Origin of the sequence: Kitasatospora sp. NPDC057015 (assembly GCF_042673745.1) — a bacterium.
GTDB lineage: Bacteria > Actinomycetota > Actinomycetes > Streptomycetales > Streptomycetaceae > Kitasatospora.
The window spans coordinates 1-18,338 of sequence record NZ_JBHUSG010000085.1; the positions used below are offsets into that span (position 1 = coordinate 1).

14 protein-coding genes are annotated in these 18,338 nt (G+C 72.7%); 7 read left to right on the forward strand and 7 right to left on the reverse strand.

The genetic code is table 11. The features are described 5' to 3' along the window. Positions 1-199 precede the first annotated feature (199 nt). From ACFTWP_RS40130 to ACFTWP_RS40140, 3 genes are read right to left on the reverse strand one after another with little or no spacing between them, the layout of a single operon-like run. On the reverse strand, positions 200-1,303 hold the full coding sequence (locus tag ACFTWP_RS40130) for a 3-dehydroquinate synthase II family protein (RefSeq protein WP_380270137.1): 1,104 nt from the start codon (positions 1,301-1,303) through the stop codon (positions 200-202). A 46-nt stretch (positions 1,304-1,349) separates the two neighbouring features. Next, a complete protein-coding gene (locus ACFTWP_RS40135) occupies positions 1,350-2,162 on the reverse strand; it encodes a 2-amino-3,7-dideoxy-D-threo-hept-6-ulosonate synthase (protein ID WP_380270138.1) in 813 nt (270 codons plus the stop codon). Between the two features lie 55 nt (positions 2,163-2,217). After that, positions 2,218-3,498 carry an aspartate kinase gene (locus ACFTWP_RS40140; RefSeq protein WP_380270139.1) on the reverse strand — a complete coding sequence of 427 codons (1,281 nt, stop codon included), beginning with the start codon at positions 3,496-3,498 and terminating at the stop codon, positions 2,218-2,220. A gap of 374 nt (positions 3,499-3,872) precedes the next feature. On the opposite strand from ACFTWP_RS40140, the gene ACFTWP_RS40145 reads away from it, so the two are divergent. Beyond that, positions 3,873-5,921: a thioredoxin domain-containing protein gene (locus ACFTWP_RS40145; RefSeq protein WP_380270140.1), complete on the forward strand. Its 2,049-nt coding sequence runs from the start codon at positions 3,873-3,875 to the stop codon at positions 5,919-5,921. A 75-nt stretch (positions 5,922-5,996) separates the two neighbouring features. Here ACFTWP_RS40145 and ACFTWP_RS40150 read toward each other — a convergent pair whose 3' ends face one another. Continuing rightward, positions 5,997-6,944: a hypothetical protein gene (locus ACFTWP_RS40150; RefSeq protein ID WP_380270141.1), complete on the reverse strand. Its 948-nt coding sequence runs from the start codon at positions 6,942-6,944 to the stop codon at positions 5,997-5,999. A 291-nt stretch (positions 6,945-7,235) separates the two neighbouring features. Between ACFTWP_RS40150 and ACFTWP_RS40155 the strand changes: the two genes are divergently transcribed. Together ACFTWP_RS40155 and ACFTWP_RS40160 are read left to right on the forward strand one after the other, a co-directional pair. After that, the gene (locus tag ACFTWP_RS40155) at positions 7,236-7,892 is read left to right on the forward strand and encodes a papain-like cysteine protease family protein (RefSeq protein WP_380270142.1); all 657 of its coding nucleotides are present in this window, start codon (positions 7,236-7,238) and stop codon (positions 7,890-7,892) included. A gap of 8 nt (positions 7,893-7,900) precedes the next feature. Next, positions 7,901-8,776, forward strand: a complete 876-nt coding sequence (locus tag ACFTWP_RS40160; RefSeq protein WP_380270143.1) for a hypothetical protein — start codon at positions 7,901-7,903, stop codon at positions 8,774-8,776. A gap of 663 nt (positions 8,777-9,439) precedes the next feature. Here ACFTWP_RS40160 and ACFTWP_RS40165 read toward each other — a convergent pair. Further along, the gene (locus ACFTWP_RS40165; RefSeq protein ID WP_380270144.1) at positions 9,440-10,129 is read right to left on the reverse strand and encodes a hemolysin III family protein; all 690 of its coding nucleotides are present in this window, start codon (positions 10,127-10,129) and stop codon (positions 9,440-9,442) included. A 269-nt stretch (positions 10,130-10,398) separates the two neighbouring features. Between ACFTWP_RS40165 and ACFTWP_RS40170 the strand changes: the two genes are divergently transcribed. Next, positions 10,399-12,240 carry a phosphoenolpyruvate carboxykinase (GTP) gene (locus ACFTWP_RS40170; protein WP_380270145.1) on the forward strand — a complete coding sequence of 614 codons (1,842 nt, stop codon included), beginning with the start codon at positions 10,399-10,401 and terminating at the stop codon, positions 12,238-12,240. A gap of 486 nt (positions 12,241-12,726) precedes the next feature. On the opposite strand, the gene ACFTWP_RS40175 is transcribed toward ACFTWP_RS40170, so the two are convergent. After that, positions 12,727-13,941: a pyridoxal phosphate-dependent aminotransferase gene (locus tag ACFTWP_RS40175; RefSeq protein ID WP_380270146.1), complete on the reverse strand. Its 1,215-nt coding sequence runs from the start codon at positions 13,939-13,941 to the stop codon at positions 12,727-12,729. A 369-nt stretch (positions 13,942-14,310) separates the two neighbouring features. Between ACFTWP_RS40175 and ACFTWP_RS40180 the strand changes: the two genes are divergently transcribed. Continuing rightward, a complete protein-coding gene (locus tag ACFTWP_RS40180) occupies positions 14,311-15,021 on the forward strand; it encodes a prepilin peptidase (protein ID WP_380270147.1) in 711 nt (236 codons plus the stop codon). Positions 15,022-15,156: 135 nt separating this feature from the next. Here ACFTWP_RS40180 and ACFTWP_RS40185 read toward each other — a convergent pair whose 3' ends face one another. After that, a complete protein-coding gene (locus ACFTWP_RS40185; protein WP_380270148.1) occupies positions 15,157-16,758 on the reverse strand; it encodes a chitinase in 1,602 nt (533 codons plus the stop codon). A 382-nt stretch (positions 16,759-17,140) separates the two neighbouring features. On the opposite strand from ACFTWP_RS40185, the gene ACFTWP_RS40190 reads away from it, so the two are divergent. Next, positions 17,141-17,935, forward strand: coding sequence for an isoprenyl transferase (locus ACFTWP_RS40190; protein ID WP_380270149.1), 795 nt, complete (start codon positions 17,141-17,143; stop codon positions 17,933-17,935). Between the two features lie 268 nt (positions 17,936-18,203). Next, positions 18,204-18,338: PIN domain-containing protein (locus tag ACFTWP_RS40195; RefSeq protein WP_375923820.1), on the forward strand; the 135-nt coding region annotated here is incomplete at its 3' end.

Here is an 18,338-nt window from a genome sequence, read left to right on the forward strand (position 1 = left end):
GCCCCGCCGGAGGAATCCTCCGGCGGGGCTGCGGCGTTCGGCTACGGCGCGGTGCGTCCGGGGCGCTCCCGGATACGGTGACCCGGAAGCGGTGGCCCGGCGGCGCCGGCCATGCCGCACCGGGCGATTGGGTCCGGACGCCACGGCGCCGCCCCGCCGCCGGTGGTTCCGGCGGCACGGCGGCGCCGTGTGGTCGGGCCTACTTCTCCAGGCAGAACTCGTTGATCGGGTAGCCGACGTGCCGGTCCTCGGTGGGCAGGTAGCCCAGGACGATGTCGCCCGGCTTCAGCTCGGTGCTGTTGAGGACGACGCCGCCGGGGCCGAGCACCCGCACGTGCCAGTCGTCCTGCAGGATCAGGTTGACGGCCTGGCCGTTGGCGGCCACCGCGTCGATCGAGATCAGCGGACGGGACTCGATCTTGACGCGGCCCACGGTGATGATGCGGGTCTGGCCCTTGACGTCCACCGCGGTGATCTTGCTGCCGGTGCGGAGCTCGCTCAGGTAGTTGGTGCGCTCGCCCTTGGACAGCGTGTACGAGTGGATCGCGCCGGCGTTCACCCGGAACGGACGGGTCGGCATGTACGGCAGCGGGTGGGTCTCGCTGACGCAGAGGATCATGCCCTTGGAGTGCGAGCCGACCAGGATGCCCTCGTCCTCGCGGAAGTGCGAGCAGGTGTCCACGCAGGCCCGCTCACCCATGCCGATGTGGCTGGTGGCCGTGATGGTGAGCTCGGTCAGCTCCAGGTTGGGGGACTCGAACTCGGCCGAATTGCGCAGCGCGGCCGCGTCGCCGACCTTGGCCGGCGCCATCATCACGCCGTCCGAGCCGAGCTCCAGGACGCCGAAGATGATCTCGGCCTCCTCCACGTCCTGCGCGATGGTGATCAGGCTGCCGGTGGACTTGGCCGCGGCCGCGATCACGATCTCCAGCGGGATCTTCGTGGGGTCGCGGAAGAGCAGCAGGCTCCACTTCTCGGTGCGGGCCGACTGGCAGGCGTCCTCCAGGGTGTCGGCGTCGATGATCTCGACGAACCGGCCGAACTCCACCTCGGGGTGACGCAGCGCCAGCTCGGCCGGCTCGCCGTGCAGGGCGGGGTCGACGATGACGATGTCGGCGCTGCCGAAGCTCTCGGGCAGCGGCTTGCCCTGCGGGAAGAGCACCTTCTGCACGGTCGGCGGCAGCTGCTCGAACTCGGCGGGGTCGTCGGCGACGATGCCGTCCAGTCGGTAGTGCAGGGCCTCCTGGAGGATCGCGGCCTTGGCTTCGTCGGTCTTGCGGATGTCGAGCCAGCTGAGCTTCACAGGGTTCTCCTCAATGGGTGCTGAGCGACGTGGAACGGAAGGGTGGTCAGTGGCCGCGGTGCTGGGAGCCCGCGGCGTTGGGGGGGAAGTCGCCGTGGATCAGCTCGGCGATCTTGTAGGCGACGGCGCCGGGGTCGGCGGCCTGGAAGACGTTGCGGCCCATCGCCACGCCGGCCGCCCCGCCGCGCAGCGCGTCCTCGACGTAGGAGAGGACCGCGCCCTCGTCGTCGTTGCGGGGGCCGCCGACGACGATCACCGGGACGGAGGCGGTGCCGGTGATCTCGGCCATCGCCTCGACCGAGCCGACGTACGGGGCCTTGACCAGGTCGGCGCCCAGGTCCGCGGCGAGCGTCACCGCGTGGGCGACCAGCGCCGGGTCGGCCGGGTTGGAGATCTTGGGGCCGCGCGGGTACATCATCGCGAGCAGCGGGACGTTCCAGCGGTCGCAGGCGTCCGCCACCTTGGCCATGTCCGAAACCTGCTGCCGCTCCTCGTGGGAGCCCAGGTTGACGTGCACGCTGACGGCGTCCGCGCCGAGCCGCAGGCTCTCCTCCACGCTGGCGACCAGGTACTTGTCGTTGGGGTCCGGGGCGTGCACGGTGCTCGCGCTGAGGTGCACGATCAGCGAGGTGCTGGTGAACCACTCGGCGTCCACGTGGCGCAGGCTGCCCTTGTGCAGGACCACCGCGTCCACGCCGTTGTGGGCGAGCCGGCCGACCAACTGGTTGACCCGGTTGCCGCCGGTGACCGGGCCGTCGGTGACGGAGTGGTCGAGCGGTACGACGAAGAGCCGGTCCGGCGCGTGCCGGTGCAGCCGCTTCAGCCGCACCTGGCGGGCGAACGATGTGTTGAGGGCCATCGGCACTCTCCTTCGTGAGGGATTTGCGCGTCCCCTTCGTGAGGGGGTGGGCGCGTCAGAACTGATGGGCCGGCCGCAGGTCCCGGGTCTCCGCGTCGAGCCCGAACTCGCTGTGCAGCACGCCGACCGCGCGCACCACGTCGCCGTCCGGCACGGTGGCGGAGATCCGGAGCTGGGAGGTGACCACCGCGCTCGCCGGAATCTCGGCGCTGGTCAGCGCGGACAGCATCCGGGCGGCGTACTCGGGCCGGCTGAGCAGCCCGGTGCCGACCACCGAGAGCATGCCGACCCCTTCGTTGACCTCGACCCAGCCGCCCCAGCGGGCCGCCATGTCGCGCAGCGACCTGCGCAGGTCCGGTACGTCGGAGCGGCGGACGGTCATTCCGACCGAGAACCCGCCCTCGTCGCCCTCGGAGAGAGCGGCCATACCGACCGGAATGGACTTGTGGGCCAGGAAACGGAAAACCTCGGCGACGGAATCGGCGTCGATCCTTTCGACGCGCATCGCCACACGGGCAACATCCGTATCATGTACGACTGCCTGGACGGCAGTGCTCGTCTCCAGCATTTCTTCTCCAATTCCCCCGCGGATAACCGTTCCGGGACCTTCCAGGGATGAGTGCATGACGTGGATGTCCACCCCGTACAGCGCGGCGAGTTCCACCGCGCGGGAGTGCATGACCTTGGCCCCGGCCAGTGACATCTCGGTCATCACGCCCATGTCCACGACCGGCATGATCCGAGCTGCGGAGGCGATCCGGGGGTCCGCCGTGTAGACGCCCTCGACGTCCGTGTAGATCTCGCAGCGGCCGGTGCCCAGCTCGGCGGCGAGCGCCACCGCGGTGGTGTCCGAGCCGCCGCGGCCCAGGGTGACGGTGTCGCCCTCGGCGTTGGCGCCCTGGAAACCGGCCACCACCACCACGTTCCCGGCCCGCAGGTACCGCAGGGCCAGCTCGGTGTCGATGGCGACGATGACGCCGGAGCCGTGCTCGCCGCCGGCCAGGATCCCGCTCTGCGACCCGGCGAGGGCGACCGCCGGCACTCCGGAGGCCTGCAGGGTCATGGCGAGCAGGGAGGCCGAGGCGGCCTCGCCGGTGGCGAGCAGCAGGTCCAGTTCGCGCTGGGACGGATCGGGGTTGAGCTCGTGCGCCAGCCGCAGCAGCTCGTCGGTGGCCTTGCCCCGGGCCGAGGCGACCACGACCACCGCCCGGCCCGAGCGGTGGGCGGCCGCGACGCGGGCGGCGACCGCCCGCACGTGGTCGAGTGTGGCCAGGGAACTGCCGCCGTATTTCTGTACCAGTACTCCGGTCGAAAAATCGCTAATCGGCAGGTCCATTGCCACCTCTCCGAACGTCTCGGATCGTCTCGCCGATCCCGGGCGGATCCATTAATTCGATGCTCGGGTGCCGGAGTATTGATTAGCTTTCGTGAAGATATCGGTCTGTTATGGAAAGGTCATCGCAGCGAAACCGGATCATCGGCTTCCACCGCGTACGGAGTGCCGGGGCCGTTCCGGCGGCGGTCCGCCGTGCGCGGCCGACCCGCTCCGGAGGAGCTCCGTGCACGGTGGGTGGGCGGTGCGCGCGGGCCCGCGGTGCGCGCACCGACGTGGTCCGCCGACGCCCCGGACACCCGGGCGCCCGGCCGGCCGGCGGGCGCCACGGCCCGGTCCGGCGGCCCCGGGCGGCGCCGATGCGCGAGGATGGGGCCATGCCGAACCGTCTCGCTGACGCGACCTCGCCGTACCTGCTCCAGCACGCCGACAACCCGGTGGACTGGTGGCCCTGGGGCCCGGAGGCGTTCGAGGAGGCCCGCCGCCGCGGCGTGCCCGTCCTGCTCTCGGTCGGGTACGCGGCCTGCCACTGGTGCCACGTGATGGCCCACGAGTCCTTCGAGGACGAGAAGACCGCCGCGTACGCCAACGAGCACTTCGTCGCGGTCAAGGTCGACCGCGAGGAGCGGCCGGACGTGGACGCCGTCTACATGGAGGCCGTGCAGGCCGCGACCGGCCAGGGCGGCTGGCCGATGACGGTCTTCCTCACGCCGGACAAGGACCCGTTCTACTTCGGCACCTACTTCCCGCCCGAGCCCCGGCACGGCATGCCCGGCTTCCGGCAGGTGCTGGAGGGCGTGGACGCCGCCTGGCGCGAGCGGCCCGAGGAGGTCGGCGAGGTCGCCGCCCGGATCAGGACCGACCTGGCCGAGCGGGCCGCCGTCTACTCGGCGGGCGCCGGCGCCCACCGGCCGCCGGGGGAGGCGGACCTGCACCAGGCCCTGGTGTCGCTCAGCCGCGGCTTCGACGCCCGGCGCGGCGGCTTCGGCGGGGCGCCCAAGTTCCCGCCGTCCATGGTGATCGAGTTCCTGCTCCGCCACCACGCCAGGACCGGCTCCGAGGTGGCGCTGGAGATGGCCGCCCGCACCTGCGAGGCGATGGCCCGCGGCGGCATCCACGACCAGCTCGGCGGCGGCTTCGCCCGCTACTCCGTGGACGCCGAGTGGGTGGTGCCGCACTTCGAGAAGATGCTCTACGACAACGCGCTGCTGCTGCGCGGCTACCTGCACCTCTGGCGGGCCACCGGCGACGCCCTCGCCCGCCGGGTGGCGCTCGGCACCGCCGACTTCCTGCTGCGCGAACTGCGCACCCCCGAGGGCGGGTTCGCCTCCGCACTGGACGCCGACAGCCAGGACCCGGTGACCGGCGAGTCGGTCGAGGGCGCCTACTACGCCTGGACCCCGCAGCAACTGGCGGACGTCCTCGGCCCCGAGGACGGCGCCGCCGCCGCGGTGCTCTTCGCGGTCACCCCGGAGGGCACCTTCGAGCACGGCGCCTCGGTGCTCCAACTGCCCGCGGACCCGACCGACCAGGAGGCCTACCGGCGGATCCGCGCCGCCCTGGCCGCCGCCCGCGCGCAGCGGCCCGCACCGGCCAGGGACGACAAGGTGGTGGCCGCCTGGAACGGCCTCGCCATCGCGGCACTCGCCGAGACCGGCGCCCTGCTGGCCCGGCCCGACCTGGTCGAGGCCGCCGTCCGCGCGGCCGATCTGCTGCTGGCCGTCCACCTGACGCCCGAGGGGCGGCTGCTGCGCACCTCGCGCGACGGCCGGGCCGGCGCCAACGCCGGTGTCCTGGAGGACTACGCGGACACCGCCGAGGGCTTCCTCGCCCTGTACGCCGTCACCGGCGACAGCGAGTGGCTGGGCCTGGCCGGCGGCCTGCTGGACACCGTCCTGCTGCACTTCACCGACGAGGCGTCGGGAGCCCTGTACGACACGGCGGACGACGCCGAGCAGCTGATCCGCCGGCCGCAGGACCCGACCGACAACGCCACCCCCTCCGGCTGGACCGCGGCCGCGAACGCCCTGCTCACCTACGCCGCCTACACCGGATCCGCCGTCCACCGCACCGCCGCCGAGCGGGCCCTCGCCGTCGTCGGCGCGCTCGCCTCCCGGGCCCCGCGCTTCATCGGCTGGGGCCTGGCCGCCGCCGAGGCCTGGACCGACGGCCCGCGCGAGGTCGCCGTGGTCGGCCCGGCCGGCGACCCGGCGACCGCCGAACTGCACCGCACCGCGCTGCTCGCCACCGCGCCCGGCGCCGTGGTCGCCCTCGGCGAGCCCGGCAGCACCGAGGTGCCGCTGCTGGCCGACCGCCCGCTGGTCGCCGGCGCCCCCGCCGCGTACGTCTGCCGGCACTTCAGCTGCGACGCGCCGACGGTGGACCGGGCCGTGCTGGCCGAGCGGCTGGGGGTCAGGGCGGGGTGAGCCCCGGCCCGGGCAGCACCGGGGGCGGGGCAGCGGGCCCCGGCCCGGCAGCCGTGCGCGGGCGGGGCGCCCGGGTCAGTCCCAGTCCCAGCGCACGCCCAGCAGGCACGGCCGCAGGCCGGACGCGAAGAGGTGCACGCTGTGGTGCCCGTCCAGGGTCAACTCCTCTTCCTCGTACGGGGCTTCGCCAGGCGAGTGGCAGGCGAAGCGGTGGCAGCGGACGGGCAGGGCGGCCGGGTCGAAGGTCACCTGGAGGACGTACTGGCCGGTGCCGGAGTTGAAGCCCCGGACGTACTCCCGGCCGGGTTCCGGCGCCGGGGCGTCGTCGAAGCCGTAGCCGAGGAGGTGGGTGTCGCCGGCCTGCAGGCGGCGGTCCAGCAGCAGTTCGGCGACCAGCAGGTTCGCGGCCTGGTCGCGGCGGATCCGGCCGGGCCGGCAGTTCTCCTCGGCGCGGACGGCCACCCGGGCGATGTCGCAGCCGGGATCGCCCTGGTAGATGGCGAGATAGCGGTCGATGCCGTCGCGGTGGGCGCGGACGGCGTGCAGCGAGTCGCGCCGGTGCAGTTGGCGGTCCGGGCCGAGCCGGACCCGCTCGATGTGGGTGATGGTGTGCAGTCCGCTGTCGGGCGGACCGGGCAGTGCGGCGAGCAGGTCGTCGACCGCGGCGGCCGGGGCGATCAGGTCGCGGTAGGGGCGCAGCGCGGGGGCGTCCGGGGTGGCGTCCGGGCCGGTCGCGGAGGCCCGGCGCGGACCGAGCAGCCGGGTGAGCGAGTGGGCCGGGAGCTCCAGCAGCTCCTCCAACGCCCTGACCGCACGCAGTGATTCGGCTCTCTCGGGGCGTCTTCTGCCCTGCTGCCAGTAGCTGAGGGTGGTGACTCCCACCCGGATCCCGCGCAGGGCCAGGTGCTCCCGCACCCGGTGCAGGGCCAGGCCCCGGGCGGCGATGGCGGTGCGCAGGGCCAGGTGGAACGGGCCGGTGCGCAGCGCGGTGGTCAGGTCGGGGGGCGTGCCGGTCCGCTGCATGTCCACTCCTGGGGCGGCTGGGGTGCCGGTCGGCTTGCGGGGGGCCGGGCAGCGGTGGTGTCCGGTCGGGCGTGAATATTCACACGGGGCGGGGCGGGTTGTCACCGGTCGACGCGTGCGGGGCCGGGGAGAGCGTCGGGCCGTTCACACCCGGGCGGGGCCGTTCACACCGCGCGGCGGCGCGGGCGGTGGCCCGTTGACCGTCCGGCGCCGGCGGGCCGATGCTTCCGACCAGCGTCCGGACGCGCCCCCCACACCCTCTCCTCTGCAGATGCAAGGAGGCCTTCCCCCATGACAGTTCACCGGATACGGCTGCGCCGTACGGTCGCCACGCTCGCGCTCGGGGTGCTGGCTCCGGCGCTCACGGTCGCCGCCGCCTCCCCCTCGGCGGCGGCACCGGTCACCGGCCAGGCCCGGGCGGCCCAGGCCCGGCCCGCCGCGGCCGGCGCCGTCGCCGACCTGGCCGGCACCTACAAGAAGCTCAACATCACCATGCAGCAGCAGCAGAACTCCAACTGGTGCTGGGCGGCGAGCGGCAACACCATCGCCACCTGGTTCGGCTACTCCTACAGCCAGAACCAGTTCTGCAACGCCGCCTTCGGCCGCGCGACCAACTCCACCTGCCCCAACAGCCAGGCCACCCTGGGCGACGTGCAGAACGGCCTGAGCTGGATCGGCATCAACCCCGGCTCCTACGTGACCGGTTACCTGCGCTACACCACGGTGCAGACCGAGGTGAACGCCAACCGGCCGATCGAGACCCGGATCCAGTGGAGCTCGGGCGGCGGCCACATGCACGTCCTGTACGGCTACGACACCGCCAGCAACTGGGTCTACTGGGGTGATCCCTGGCCGTCCAACACCCGCTACAACTGGGCGGACTACTCGTACTACGTGAGCAACGGCTCGTTCTCCTGGACCCACTCCCTGTACCGGATCGGCGCGTGAGGGGCGACATGAACGACACCAGGAAAGCCGTTGCCCGCACCGCCGCCGTGGGCGCCGTGCTCGCGCTCGGCCTGGCGCTCGCGCCGGTGGCGCAGGCCGCCGACGGCCGTGGGCCGGCCGCCGGAGGGCCCACGGCCGGCGTGCCCGCGCCGGTCGCCGCAGCCGAGCTGGCCCAGGCCAGGGCGGCGGCGCAGAGCCCGGCCGTGCTCGACCGGCTGGGCCACTTCTTCGCCCGCAAGGGCGTCCCCCCGACCGGGCCGGCCGGACAGTCGGCGCCGGGCGCGGCCGAGGAGGCCAGGGCGGCGGGTGCCGCCGCCCCGCGGCTGACCGGCGAGACCGTCGCGGTCTACACCCTCGACCAGGCCTTCGTGGCCGGTACGGCGGGTGCGCCGGTCGCCCGGGCGGAGTTCGCGGCCAGCCGGGCGGTCTCGGCGGACGGCCAGGTGGCCTCCGTCTGGACGGTCCGGGAGGCCGGCGGGTGGCGGGTGGTCAACGTCGCCTCCGGCGGTGACGAGAGCGACTACCCGGCGCGGGCGGCGAGCGGCGGGGGCGGCACGGCCTTCCGCGAGCCGCAGATCAACGCCTGGTACGTGCTGCGCGAGGGGCGGGTGCTGCCGCTGGACGAGGAGGCCCGGCTCTCGGTCGGCGCGGGCGGGATCAGCCTGGCCGCGTACCAGGAGCTGGTGCACCGGCGGTACGGCGACAAGCTGCCCGGGTCGGCCTACGACCGGGCGGGCGAGGGCGGCGGCTACCGGCCGGACGCCGCCGCCCCGGAGACGAGCGGCGGCGGCAGCACCCTGCCCGCCGTCGCGGCGGTCGCGGCCCTGGGCGTCACCGCGCTCACGGGAGCGGGCGTCGCCCTGCGTCGGCGGGTGCGCGGGTAGCACCCGGCGGGCGGAGCACCGAGCGGCGGATCCGGTCTTCACGGGTCCGCCGCTCTGTCGTGCCCGAGGTGACCGCACCGGCCGCGGCGTCGGACGTGCCCCGGCCCGGTCCGACAGGGCGCCCCGGGCCCGTCCGGCGACGGTGCCGGTCGCTGTGTGTAAGGCATAGCCCTCTGTGACCGGTATGGTAAGTCACTGTCCCGCACAGGAAATTGACGCAGCGTTGACCCCCCGTTAGCCGTCCCGATGGGCCTTCGGATCACTGTCGGTAGATAGACTGTGGCAATCGGTCAATGGCGACCGGGTGCTACCGGGAGCGGAGAAGGGGTGGGGCGGCAGGAGCCGACCACGAGCCCGCGCGGGAAGGGACGGCCGATGCCGGAGAAGGGTTCGACGGGGGCACAGGTGTGGGGGGCGGTCGTCGTGGTGACGGCCGCGCTGGCCGTCGTGGCGGCGTACCTGATCAACGGGGCTGCGCTGGTGCTGGGAGTGGCCGGCGTGGAGGTGCTGCTGGTGTGCGTGCACGTGGCGCGGCGCTTCCGGCTCGCGCACCTGCCGCTGAGGGCCGCCCGACGGGGCGCCGCCCGGCCGCAGGCGGCGCACTGCGAGCGCTGCCGGCGGGCCCAGGAGGCGCTGGACGCGAGGGCGGCCCGTCGGACGGGGTCAGCCGGCCACCGTGTAGGCCACCAGCGAGACGCCCACGTACTGGCAGATGAACGCGCCCAGGGTGAAGGCGTGGAAGACCTCGTGGAACCCGAACCAACGCGGTGACGGGTTGGGCCGCTTGAGTCCGTACACCACGCCGCCCAGGCTGTAGAGCACGCCGCCGACGATCATGAGGGTGATCACGGCCGCGCCGCCGGTGCGGATCATGTCGGGCAGGAAGAAGACCGCGGCCCAGCCCAGCGCGAGGTAGCAGGGCGTGTAGAGCCAGCGCGGGGCGCCGACCCAGAAGATCCGGAACGCTATTCCCGCCAGCGCTCCGCCCCAGACCAGCCAGAGCAGCGTCTCCCGCCGTCCGCCCTCCAGCAGCAGGATGGTGAACGGGGTGTACGAGCCCGCGATGATCAGGAAGATGTTCGCGTGGTCGAGGCGGCGTAGGACGGCGTCCCCGCGCGGGCCCCAGTTGAAGCGGTGGTAGACCGCGCTGACGCCGAAGAGCAGCCAGGCGCTCACCGAGTAGATCGTGCAGGCGATCCTCGCGGAGGTCGAGCCGGCCAGGCAGATCAGCACGATGCCGGCGGCGACCGAGGCCGGGAACATCCCGGCGTGCAGCCAGCCCCGCCACTTGGGCTTGACCTCCGCGATGAATGCCTCAAGGGCGTTGCTCTGATCCGCAGTCATGCGCGACATGCTACCTACGGGTCCGTAGGTTACTGAATCGTAGGTAGTGGCGATGCTCACTCTTGGACGTTTTGGAGTAATCGGGGGCGGCACTCAAGGGTTCGAGGAGGGACAGGTCTGCCGCCTTACCCACCAGTAATCTGCCAGTTAGGAGTAAAAATCGCGTCAAACTCGCCGTCGTGCCGTGTTCGGCCCCGAATGGCGGAGCTACGCTGCAAGCACCCTCAAACCCCCCGCTACGCCGTCTCGGTGCCGAGACGGCGTGAAACGGAGCGATCGTGTCGTACGAGAACTCTGCTCTCAGCGCATCCGCGCCCACCCGCCACAAGCGTCTGCTGGCCTGGGTGAGCGAGATCGCGGAGCTCACCCAGCCCGACCGCATCGAGTGGTGCGACGGCTCGGAGGAGGAGAACCAGCGCCTCGCCGACCTCCTGGTGGCCCAGGGCACCTTCAAGAAGCTCAACCAGGACAAGCGGCCCAACTCCTACTACGCGGCCTCCGACCCCACGGACGTGGCCCGGGTCGAGGACCGGACCTACATCTGCTCCGAGCAGGAGAAGGACGCCGGCCCGACCAACAACTGGAAGGCGCCCGCCGAGATGCGGGAGGTCTTCCAGGGCGAGAACGGCCTGTTCAAGGGCGCGATGAAGGGGCGCACCATGTACGTGGTGCCCTTCTCCATGGGCCCGGTCGGCTCGCCGCTGGCCGCGTACGGCGTCGAGATCACCGACTCCGCCTACGTCGCCGTCTCCATGCGCGTGATGACCCGCATGGGCCGGGCCGTGATCGACCAGCTCGGCGAGGACGGCGAGTTCGTCAAGGCCGTGCACACCGTCGGCGCACCGCTCGCCGAGGGCCAGGCCGACGTCCCGTGGCCGTGCAGCAGCACCAAGTACATCTCGCACTTCCCCGAGACCCGCGAGATCTGGTCCTTCGGCTCCGGCTACGGCGGCAACGCCCTGCTCGGCAAGAAGTGCTACGCGCTGCGCATCGCCTCCACCATGGCGCGGGACGAGGGCTGGCTGGCCGAGCACATGCTTGTCCTCAAGCTGACCCCGCCGGCCGGCCCCTCGGGCGAGGCGGAGCCGAAGTACGTCGCCGCCGCGTTCCCGAGCGCCTGCGGCAAGACCAACCTCGCGATGCTCCAGCCGACCATCCCGGGCTGGAAGGTCGAGACGATCGGCGACGACATCGCCTGGATGCGCTTCGGCGCCGACGGCCGGCTCTACGCCATCAACCCGGAGGCCGGCTTCTTCGGCGTCGCGCCCGGCACCGGCGTGGACACCAACGCCAACGCCATCGAGACGCTCTGGGGCAACACCGTCTACACCAACGTCGCGCTGACCGACGACGGCGACGTGTGGTGGGAGGGCCTCACCGAGGAGCCCCCGGCACACCTCACCGACTGGCGCGGCAACGACTGGACGCCGGAGTCCGGCACGCCCGCCGCCCACCCGAACGCCCGGTTCGCCGTGCCGGCCGCGCAGTGCCCGACCATCGCCCCGGAGTGGGAGGACCCGGCGGGTGTGCCGATCTCGGCCATCCTGTTCGGCGGCCGCCGCGCGACCGCCGTCCCGCTGGTCACCGAGTCCTTCGACTGGCAGCACGGCGTCTTCCTCGGCGCCAACATCGCCTCGGAGAAGACCGCCGCCGCCGAGGGCACCGTCGGCGAGCTGCGCCGCGACCCGTTCGCCATGCTGCCGTTCTGCGGCTACAACATGGGCGACTACTTCGGCCACTGGCTGGAGCTGGGCGCGCAGGCCGACGCCGCGAAGCTGCCGAAGATCTACTACGTGAACTGGTTCCGCAAGAACGGCGCGGGCAAGTTCGTGTGGCCGGGCTACGGCGAGAACAGCCGCGTGCTGAAGTGGATCGTCGAGCGCCTGGACGGCACCGGCGAGGGCGTCGAGACCCCGATCGGCGTGCTGCCGACCCAGGAGGCCTTCGACCTGTCCGGCCTGGACCTGTCGCCGGAGGACCGCGAGCTGCTCTTCTCCGTCGACGCCGACATCTGGCGCCAGGAGGCCGCGCTCGTGCCGGCCCACCTGGAGCTCTTCGGCGAGCACACCCCCACCGAGCTGTGGGACGAGTACCGCGCCCTGGTCAAGCGCCTGGGCTAGCCCTGCGGCGGCCGGCCGGCGCGGTCACCCCGCCGGCCGGCCGCGGTACCGGGCAGCAGCACCGCGGCCGGAGCCCCGGCCGGACGAACCCGCTCGACGGAGCACGGGGTTCGTCCGGATCGGGGCTCCGGCCGCGGGCGTGTCGGCGCCCGGCGCCCCCGCCGGGACGGTCAGAGCAGCTTGATGTCGGTGATCCACGCCCTGTCGGCGTCGACCACCCGGTTGGACTTCCCGCGCCACCGGCGGGCGGGGGCGCCGTTGTCGGTGCGCCAGTGGGCGATCTCCAGGCACTGCCGCTGTGGGCGTTCACGACGGTGGTCGACGTGGGCGTCACGAACCCGCCGCCGAGGGCGGAGGCCGGTGCGGCCGGCAGGGCGGCGAGGATCGCGACCGCCGCGCCGACGACCGCGCCGACGACCGTGGTGGCGGCCCGGGCTCCTGCCGGGCCGCCGACAGCGCGATGACCCGCGCGCGTCCGGCGGCCCGTCAGGGCTGGGCGTACCCGCTCAGGAAGTCGCCGATCCGGGTCACCGCGTCGGTGATCTCCTCGGCCCTGGGCAGGGTGACCAGCCGGAAGTGGTCCGGCTCGGGCCAGTTGAACCCGGTGCCCTGGACGAGCAGGATCCGCTGCGAGCGCAGCAGGTCGAGCACCATCTGGGCGTCGTCCTTGATCTTGTACACGTTGGGGTCGAGCCGGGGGAACGCGTACAGCGCGCCCTTCGGCTTGACGCAGCTCACGCCGGGGATCTCGTTCAGCAGCTTGAACGCCGCGTCGCGCGACTCCAGCAGCCGGCCGCCGGGCAGGATCAGGTCCTTGATCGACTGCCGTCCGCCGAGCGCCGCGGCCACCGCGTGCTGGGCCGGCATGTTGGCGCAGAGCCGCATCGAGGCCAGGACCGTCAGGCCCTCCACGTAGCTGCCGGCCCGCTGGCGGTCGCCCGACAGCACCATCCAGCCGGAGCGGAAACCCGCGACCCGGTAGGCCTTGGAGAGTCCGTTGAAGGTGACGCAGAAGAGGTCCGGCGCCAGGGTGGCCAGCGGGATGTGCTCGGCGTCGTCGTAGAGGATCTTGTCGTAGATCTCGTCCGCGTAGATCACCAGCTGGTGGCGGCGGGCGATCTCGACGATGCCTTCGAGCACCTCGCGCGGGTACACCGCGCCGGTCGGGTTGTTCGGGTTGATCACCACGATCGCCCGGGTGCGGTCGGTGACCTTGGACTCGATGTCCGCCAGGTCCGGGTACCACTCCGCCTGCTCGTCGCAGCGGTAGTGCACGGCCGTGCCGCCGGCCAGGCTGACCGAGGCCGTCCACAGCGGGTAGTCCGGCGCGGGGACGAGCACCTCGTCGCCGTCGTCCAGCAGGGCGGTCATGGCGAGCTGGATCAGCTCCGAGACGCCGTTGCCCAGGAAGACGTCCTCGACGGTGAGCCCGTGCAGGCCGCGCTCCTCGTAGTGCATGACCACGGCGCGGCGGGCGGAGAGCAGGCCCTTGGAGTCGCCGTACCCGTGCGCGGTGGAGAGGTTGCGCAGGATGTCCTGGAGGATCTCCGGGGGCGCCTCGAACCCGAAGAGCGCGGGGTTGCCGGTGTTCAGCTTGAGGATGCGATGCCCCTGGTCCTCCAGTCGCATCGCCTCGTCGAGCACCGGGCCGCGGATGTCGTAGCAGACATTGGCGAGCTTGCTGGACTGGATGACCTGCATGCCTGCCTACTTTACGGGTCCGGGGCCCGCCGATGGGCGTGTCGTCTGCCACGTGGACCCGGTGAATGGCCGGATCGCGACTACCGCCGGTCGCGCCGGCCGCCCCGCCCGGCGCCCGGCGCCCGCGTCGTCGCCGTTCCCCGGGCCGCGGCCGGTCGGTGGCCGGTCGGCGGTCGGTCGGCCGCAGGGCGACCGCGGTGGCCGGAACGGTCGCCCGCGGGATGCTCCGGATGTGCTTCGGGACGCCCCCGTGATCGGTGCGGCCGGCGAAGCAGCAGACTCTGACGGAGCAGGCGGGGTGCCCGTCCGAGCGGGTTCGGGTACGGGGACCGGGGGACTTGACGGTCCGAAGAGGAGAGGGGGTGGCCGGTGGTCGGGTCGTTGGTGGGTGCGCTGGCCGGGCTGGCACTGGCGCCGGTGCTGCGCGGGGCGGTCGTGCGGTACGCCGTGCCGTCCGAGCAGGATCCGCTGTGCAAGGCCTGCCCGGCCTGCGCGCGCGGGGTCGGGGCGCTCGCGCCCACCGGTCGCTGCCCGGGCTGCGGTGGGCGGCTCGGTCCGGGAGCGGGTCAGGTCGAGCTGGTCGCGGCGGGGGCGGCGGCCGCCGCGCTGAGTACGGGCTGGCCGCAGGTGCTTCCGCTGCTCTGGGCCGTTCCGTTCGGCGTGGTGCTCGGCTTCGTGGACGGCTCGGTACGGCGACTGCCGGATCCGCTGACCCTGTGCCTGCGCCTGGGGGTGGCGCTGCTGCTGGTGCCGGCCGCGCTCCTGGACGGCGGCCCCGGGGTGCTGCTGCGCTGTCTGCTGGTGGCGCTCGCGGCCGGTGCGCTGTTCGAGGTGCCGGCCTGGTTCGGCCTGGCCGGCCTGGGGGACGGCAAGTTGGCGTTCGGCCTGGGCGCCCTGCTCGGCCTGTACGGCTGGGGCACCGCGTTCTCGGCCTTCTTCCTGGCCTCCGCGCTGGGCGCGGTCTGGGGCACCGGCCGGATGGGCGCGGCGCTGCTGCGGCGCCGGCCGGTCCGCGGACTGGAGATCCCGTTCGGCCCGTTCATGCTGCTGGGCACGCTCTGGGCCGTCCTGCTCGCGTGACGCCTGCTCACGGCCGGCCTGCTCCCGCGGGCCGGCCCGCGGAACGCGGACGGGGCCCGCCGCACCTGGTCGGTGCGGCGGGCCCCGCCGTGGGCGCGCGGGCTCCACCCTCAAGGAGCGGCGCGCCGGGGAGAGTTACGGCATGTTGTGGACGTAGCTGCCCACGTTGTTGGAGAAGTCGTTGTTGTTGGCCGCGTCCCAGTTGGTGGACCAGGTCATGGCGCCGCGGATGGTCGGCCACTTGGCCGGCGGGACGAAGGTGCCGCAGTGGTTGCCGGTGGCCAGGCAGTCCAGCGCGTTGTTGACGACGGTGGAGGAGACGTAGCCGCTGCCCGCGCCCTTGGTGGACGCCGGGACGCCGATGCCGACCTGGTCGGGCCGCAGGCCGCCCTGGATGTGGGTGCAGATCTGGGCGGTGATGAAGTCGATGGTGCCCTGGTTGTAGACCTTGCCGTCGCAGCCGTTCATGCCGCCCGAGTTGTAGAACTGGGTGTTGACGACGGTCAGGATGTCCTTGACGTTCAGCGCCAGCTGGAAGTAGTTGCCGGCGGTGCTGTACATCCCGATGGTCTCGGGGGCCATGGTCAGGATGAAGCCGGAGCCGACCTTGCCCGCCAGGGTGTGCAGCGACTGCGCCATGTAGGTGGCGTCGACGCCGTTCTCCAGGTCGATGTCGACCCCGTCGAAGCCGTACTGCTGGATCAGCGCGTACGCGTTGTTGGCGAAGGTGGTCGCGGCGGCGGCGTTGGCGACGCTGATCGCGCCGTTCTGCCCGCCGACCGAGAGGACGACCTTCTTGCCGGCCGCGCGCTTGGCCGCGATGTCGGCCTTGAAGTCGGCGTCGGTGTAGCCGCCGAGCGCGGTGGAGAGCTTCGGGTCCAGGGTGAAGCTGATGCCGCCGGGCGTGGTGGTGGCGTCGGCGAAGGACACCGCGATGATGTCGTAGGCGCTCTGGACGTCACGCAGGCGCTGGACGGTCGCGCCGTTGTCGAAGTTCTGCCAGTAGCCGGTCACCGCGTGCTTGGGCAGTCCGGTGGCGGGCTGGGTGGGGGTGCTGGTCGCGGTCGGCGACGCGGTGGCCGTGGGGGAGGCCGTGGCGGTCGGCGACTTGGTGGCCGTCGGGGAGCTGGTGGCCGTCGGCGAGCTGGTCGCGGTCGGCGAGGCGGTGGCGGTCGGGGTGACCGACGGGCTCGGCGAGGCGGTGCCGGCCGGGCCGGTCAGGGTGATGTCGTCCGCGCCGTAGGCGGCCTGGCCGTACCAGCCGTGCACGTAGAGCGTGACGGTGTTGGTGCTCGCACCGGTGGTGAAGGTGGTGGTGAGCTGGTTCCAGGTGCTCTGGTTCGACCAGGTGCTCGGGTCGGTGCCACCGGTGCCGCTGGCGCCGAGGTAGACGTACGGGCCCTGGACCCAGCCGCTCAGCGTGTAGCTGGTGTTGGGGAGCACGGAGACGGTCTGGCGGCACTCGGCGGTGTCGCCGGCGCCCGGGGTCGCCTTGAGCGCGCCGGTGCCGGAGTGGACCGGGCTGCTGACCGCGCTGGTGGCGCCGACACAGCTCCAGCCGGACAGGCCGCTCTCGAAGCCGCCGTTGGTCGCCACGTTGCCGACGGCGGCGCTGGCGCCGCCCGCGAACAGGGCCAGGCCGGTGCCGGCCAGCGCGAGGGCCGTGGTGCCGGCCGCGAGGGCGGGCAGGGTGCTTCGCCGGCGCTTGTGCGCGGGCTGGTTCAGCGTACGGGCCATGGTGTCGACGCTCCTGTGGGAGGAGGAGGGAGCGGCCGCCGCGGTGGGGGGCGCGGCGGCCGCGTTGTGGGGGAGGGGAGGTCCGCAGAACTGCTGTGGGGGTGGGGCGGCGTTGGGAGTGCGCCTGCCCTTGGACACACAAGCTGGACTAGACCAATGGGGGTCGTCAAGCATCGGGAACCCGAATTACGGGTCCCTTAAGGAAGCGGAGACCATTCCGTATCCGACCGGGTTCACCGGCGGTCCGACCTCTGTACACCTGGCGCTACCGGACCGTAACCTGACCGGGACCTGCGGCTTTACCGAGTGGCACCGCGCGGGAGTAGGCTGCGCGCGGGGGTTGTACGCACCCCAAGGGAAGAGCACGGAGGGGCCGGAAGCCATGGGTCTGCGCGATGTCGTCGAACGCACGCCGGGTCTGCGCACCCTGCTGGACGGTATGTACGGCCTCTACGGCCGCCGGGTCGAGGTGCACCTCGCCCGCACCCCGCACCACATCGGCGTGATCCTGGACGGCAACCGCCGCTGGGCCAAGGCCACCGGCGGCACCACCGCGTACGGCCACCAGCGCGGCGCCGACAAGATCAGCGAGTTCCTGGGCTGGTGCGACGAGACCCACGTCAAGGTCGTCACCCTCTGGATGCTCTCCACCGACAACCTCTCCCGCCCCGCCGAGGAGCTCGTCCCGCTGCTCGGGATCATCGAGGACGCCGTCACCGGCCTCGCCGACGCCCGACGCTGGAGGGTCAACCCGGTCGGCGCCCTCGACCTCCTCCCGCAGCACACCGCGGACGTCCTCAAGCGGGCCGCCCAGGACACCGCCCACATCGACGGCATCACCGTCAACGTCGCCGTCGGCTACGGCGGCCGGCACGAGATCGCCGACGCGGTCCGCTCGCTGCTCCAGGAGCACGCCGGCCGCGGCACCTCGATCGAGGAGCTGGCCGAGGTGCTGGACGTCGAGCACATCGCCGAGCACCTCTACACCAAGGGCCAGCCCGACCCCGACCTGGTGATCCGGACCTCCGGCGAGCAGCGCCTCTCCGGCTTCCTGCTCTGGCAGAGCGCCCACAGCGAGTTCTACTTCTGCGAGGCGTACTGGCCGGCCTTCCGCAAGGTCGACTTCCTCCGCGCCCTGCGCGACTTCCAGCAGCGCAACCGGCGCCTCGGGCTCTGACCGGCTCGGCCGACCGGGCCCGGAAGCGGGGTCGTCGGGCGCCGGGACCGCTCGCCGTGCACTGACGACCCGTGGGGCTTCCGAAAGGGCTGACGTACCCGCCGCCGGTGCGGGCAAACGTTCACCAGGAATGATCCGTCAGTTCTCTCGGGCGCGAATGCACCACCCCTCGCCTGGGAATACTCGGATCAGACCGGTACCTGGGCCACCGGGGCCACGGGGGCCGGTATGCCGCGGGTGACGCAGGGTCATCCGCCCTGGAGGCCTAGTGGTCAGTTCCAAGAGCCGCCGGACACCAGACCGGCGCACGTACGTTCTCGACACCAGCGTGCTCCTGGCAGACCCTCTCGCCATGACGCGCTTCGAGGAGCACGAGGTCGTCCTGCCCGTCGTGGTGGTGACC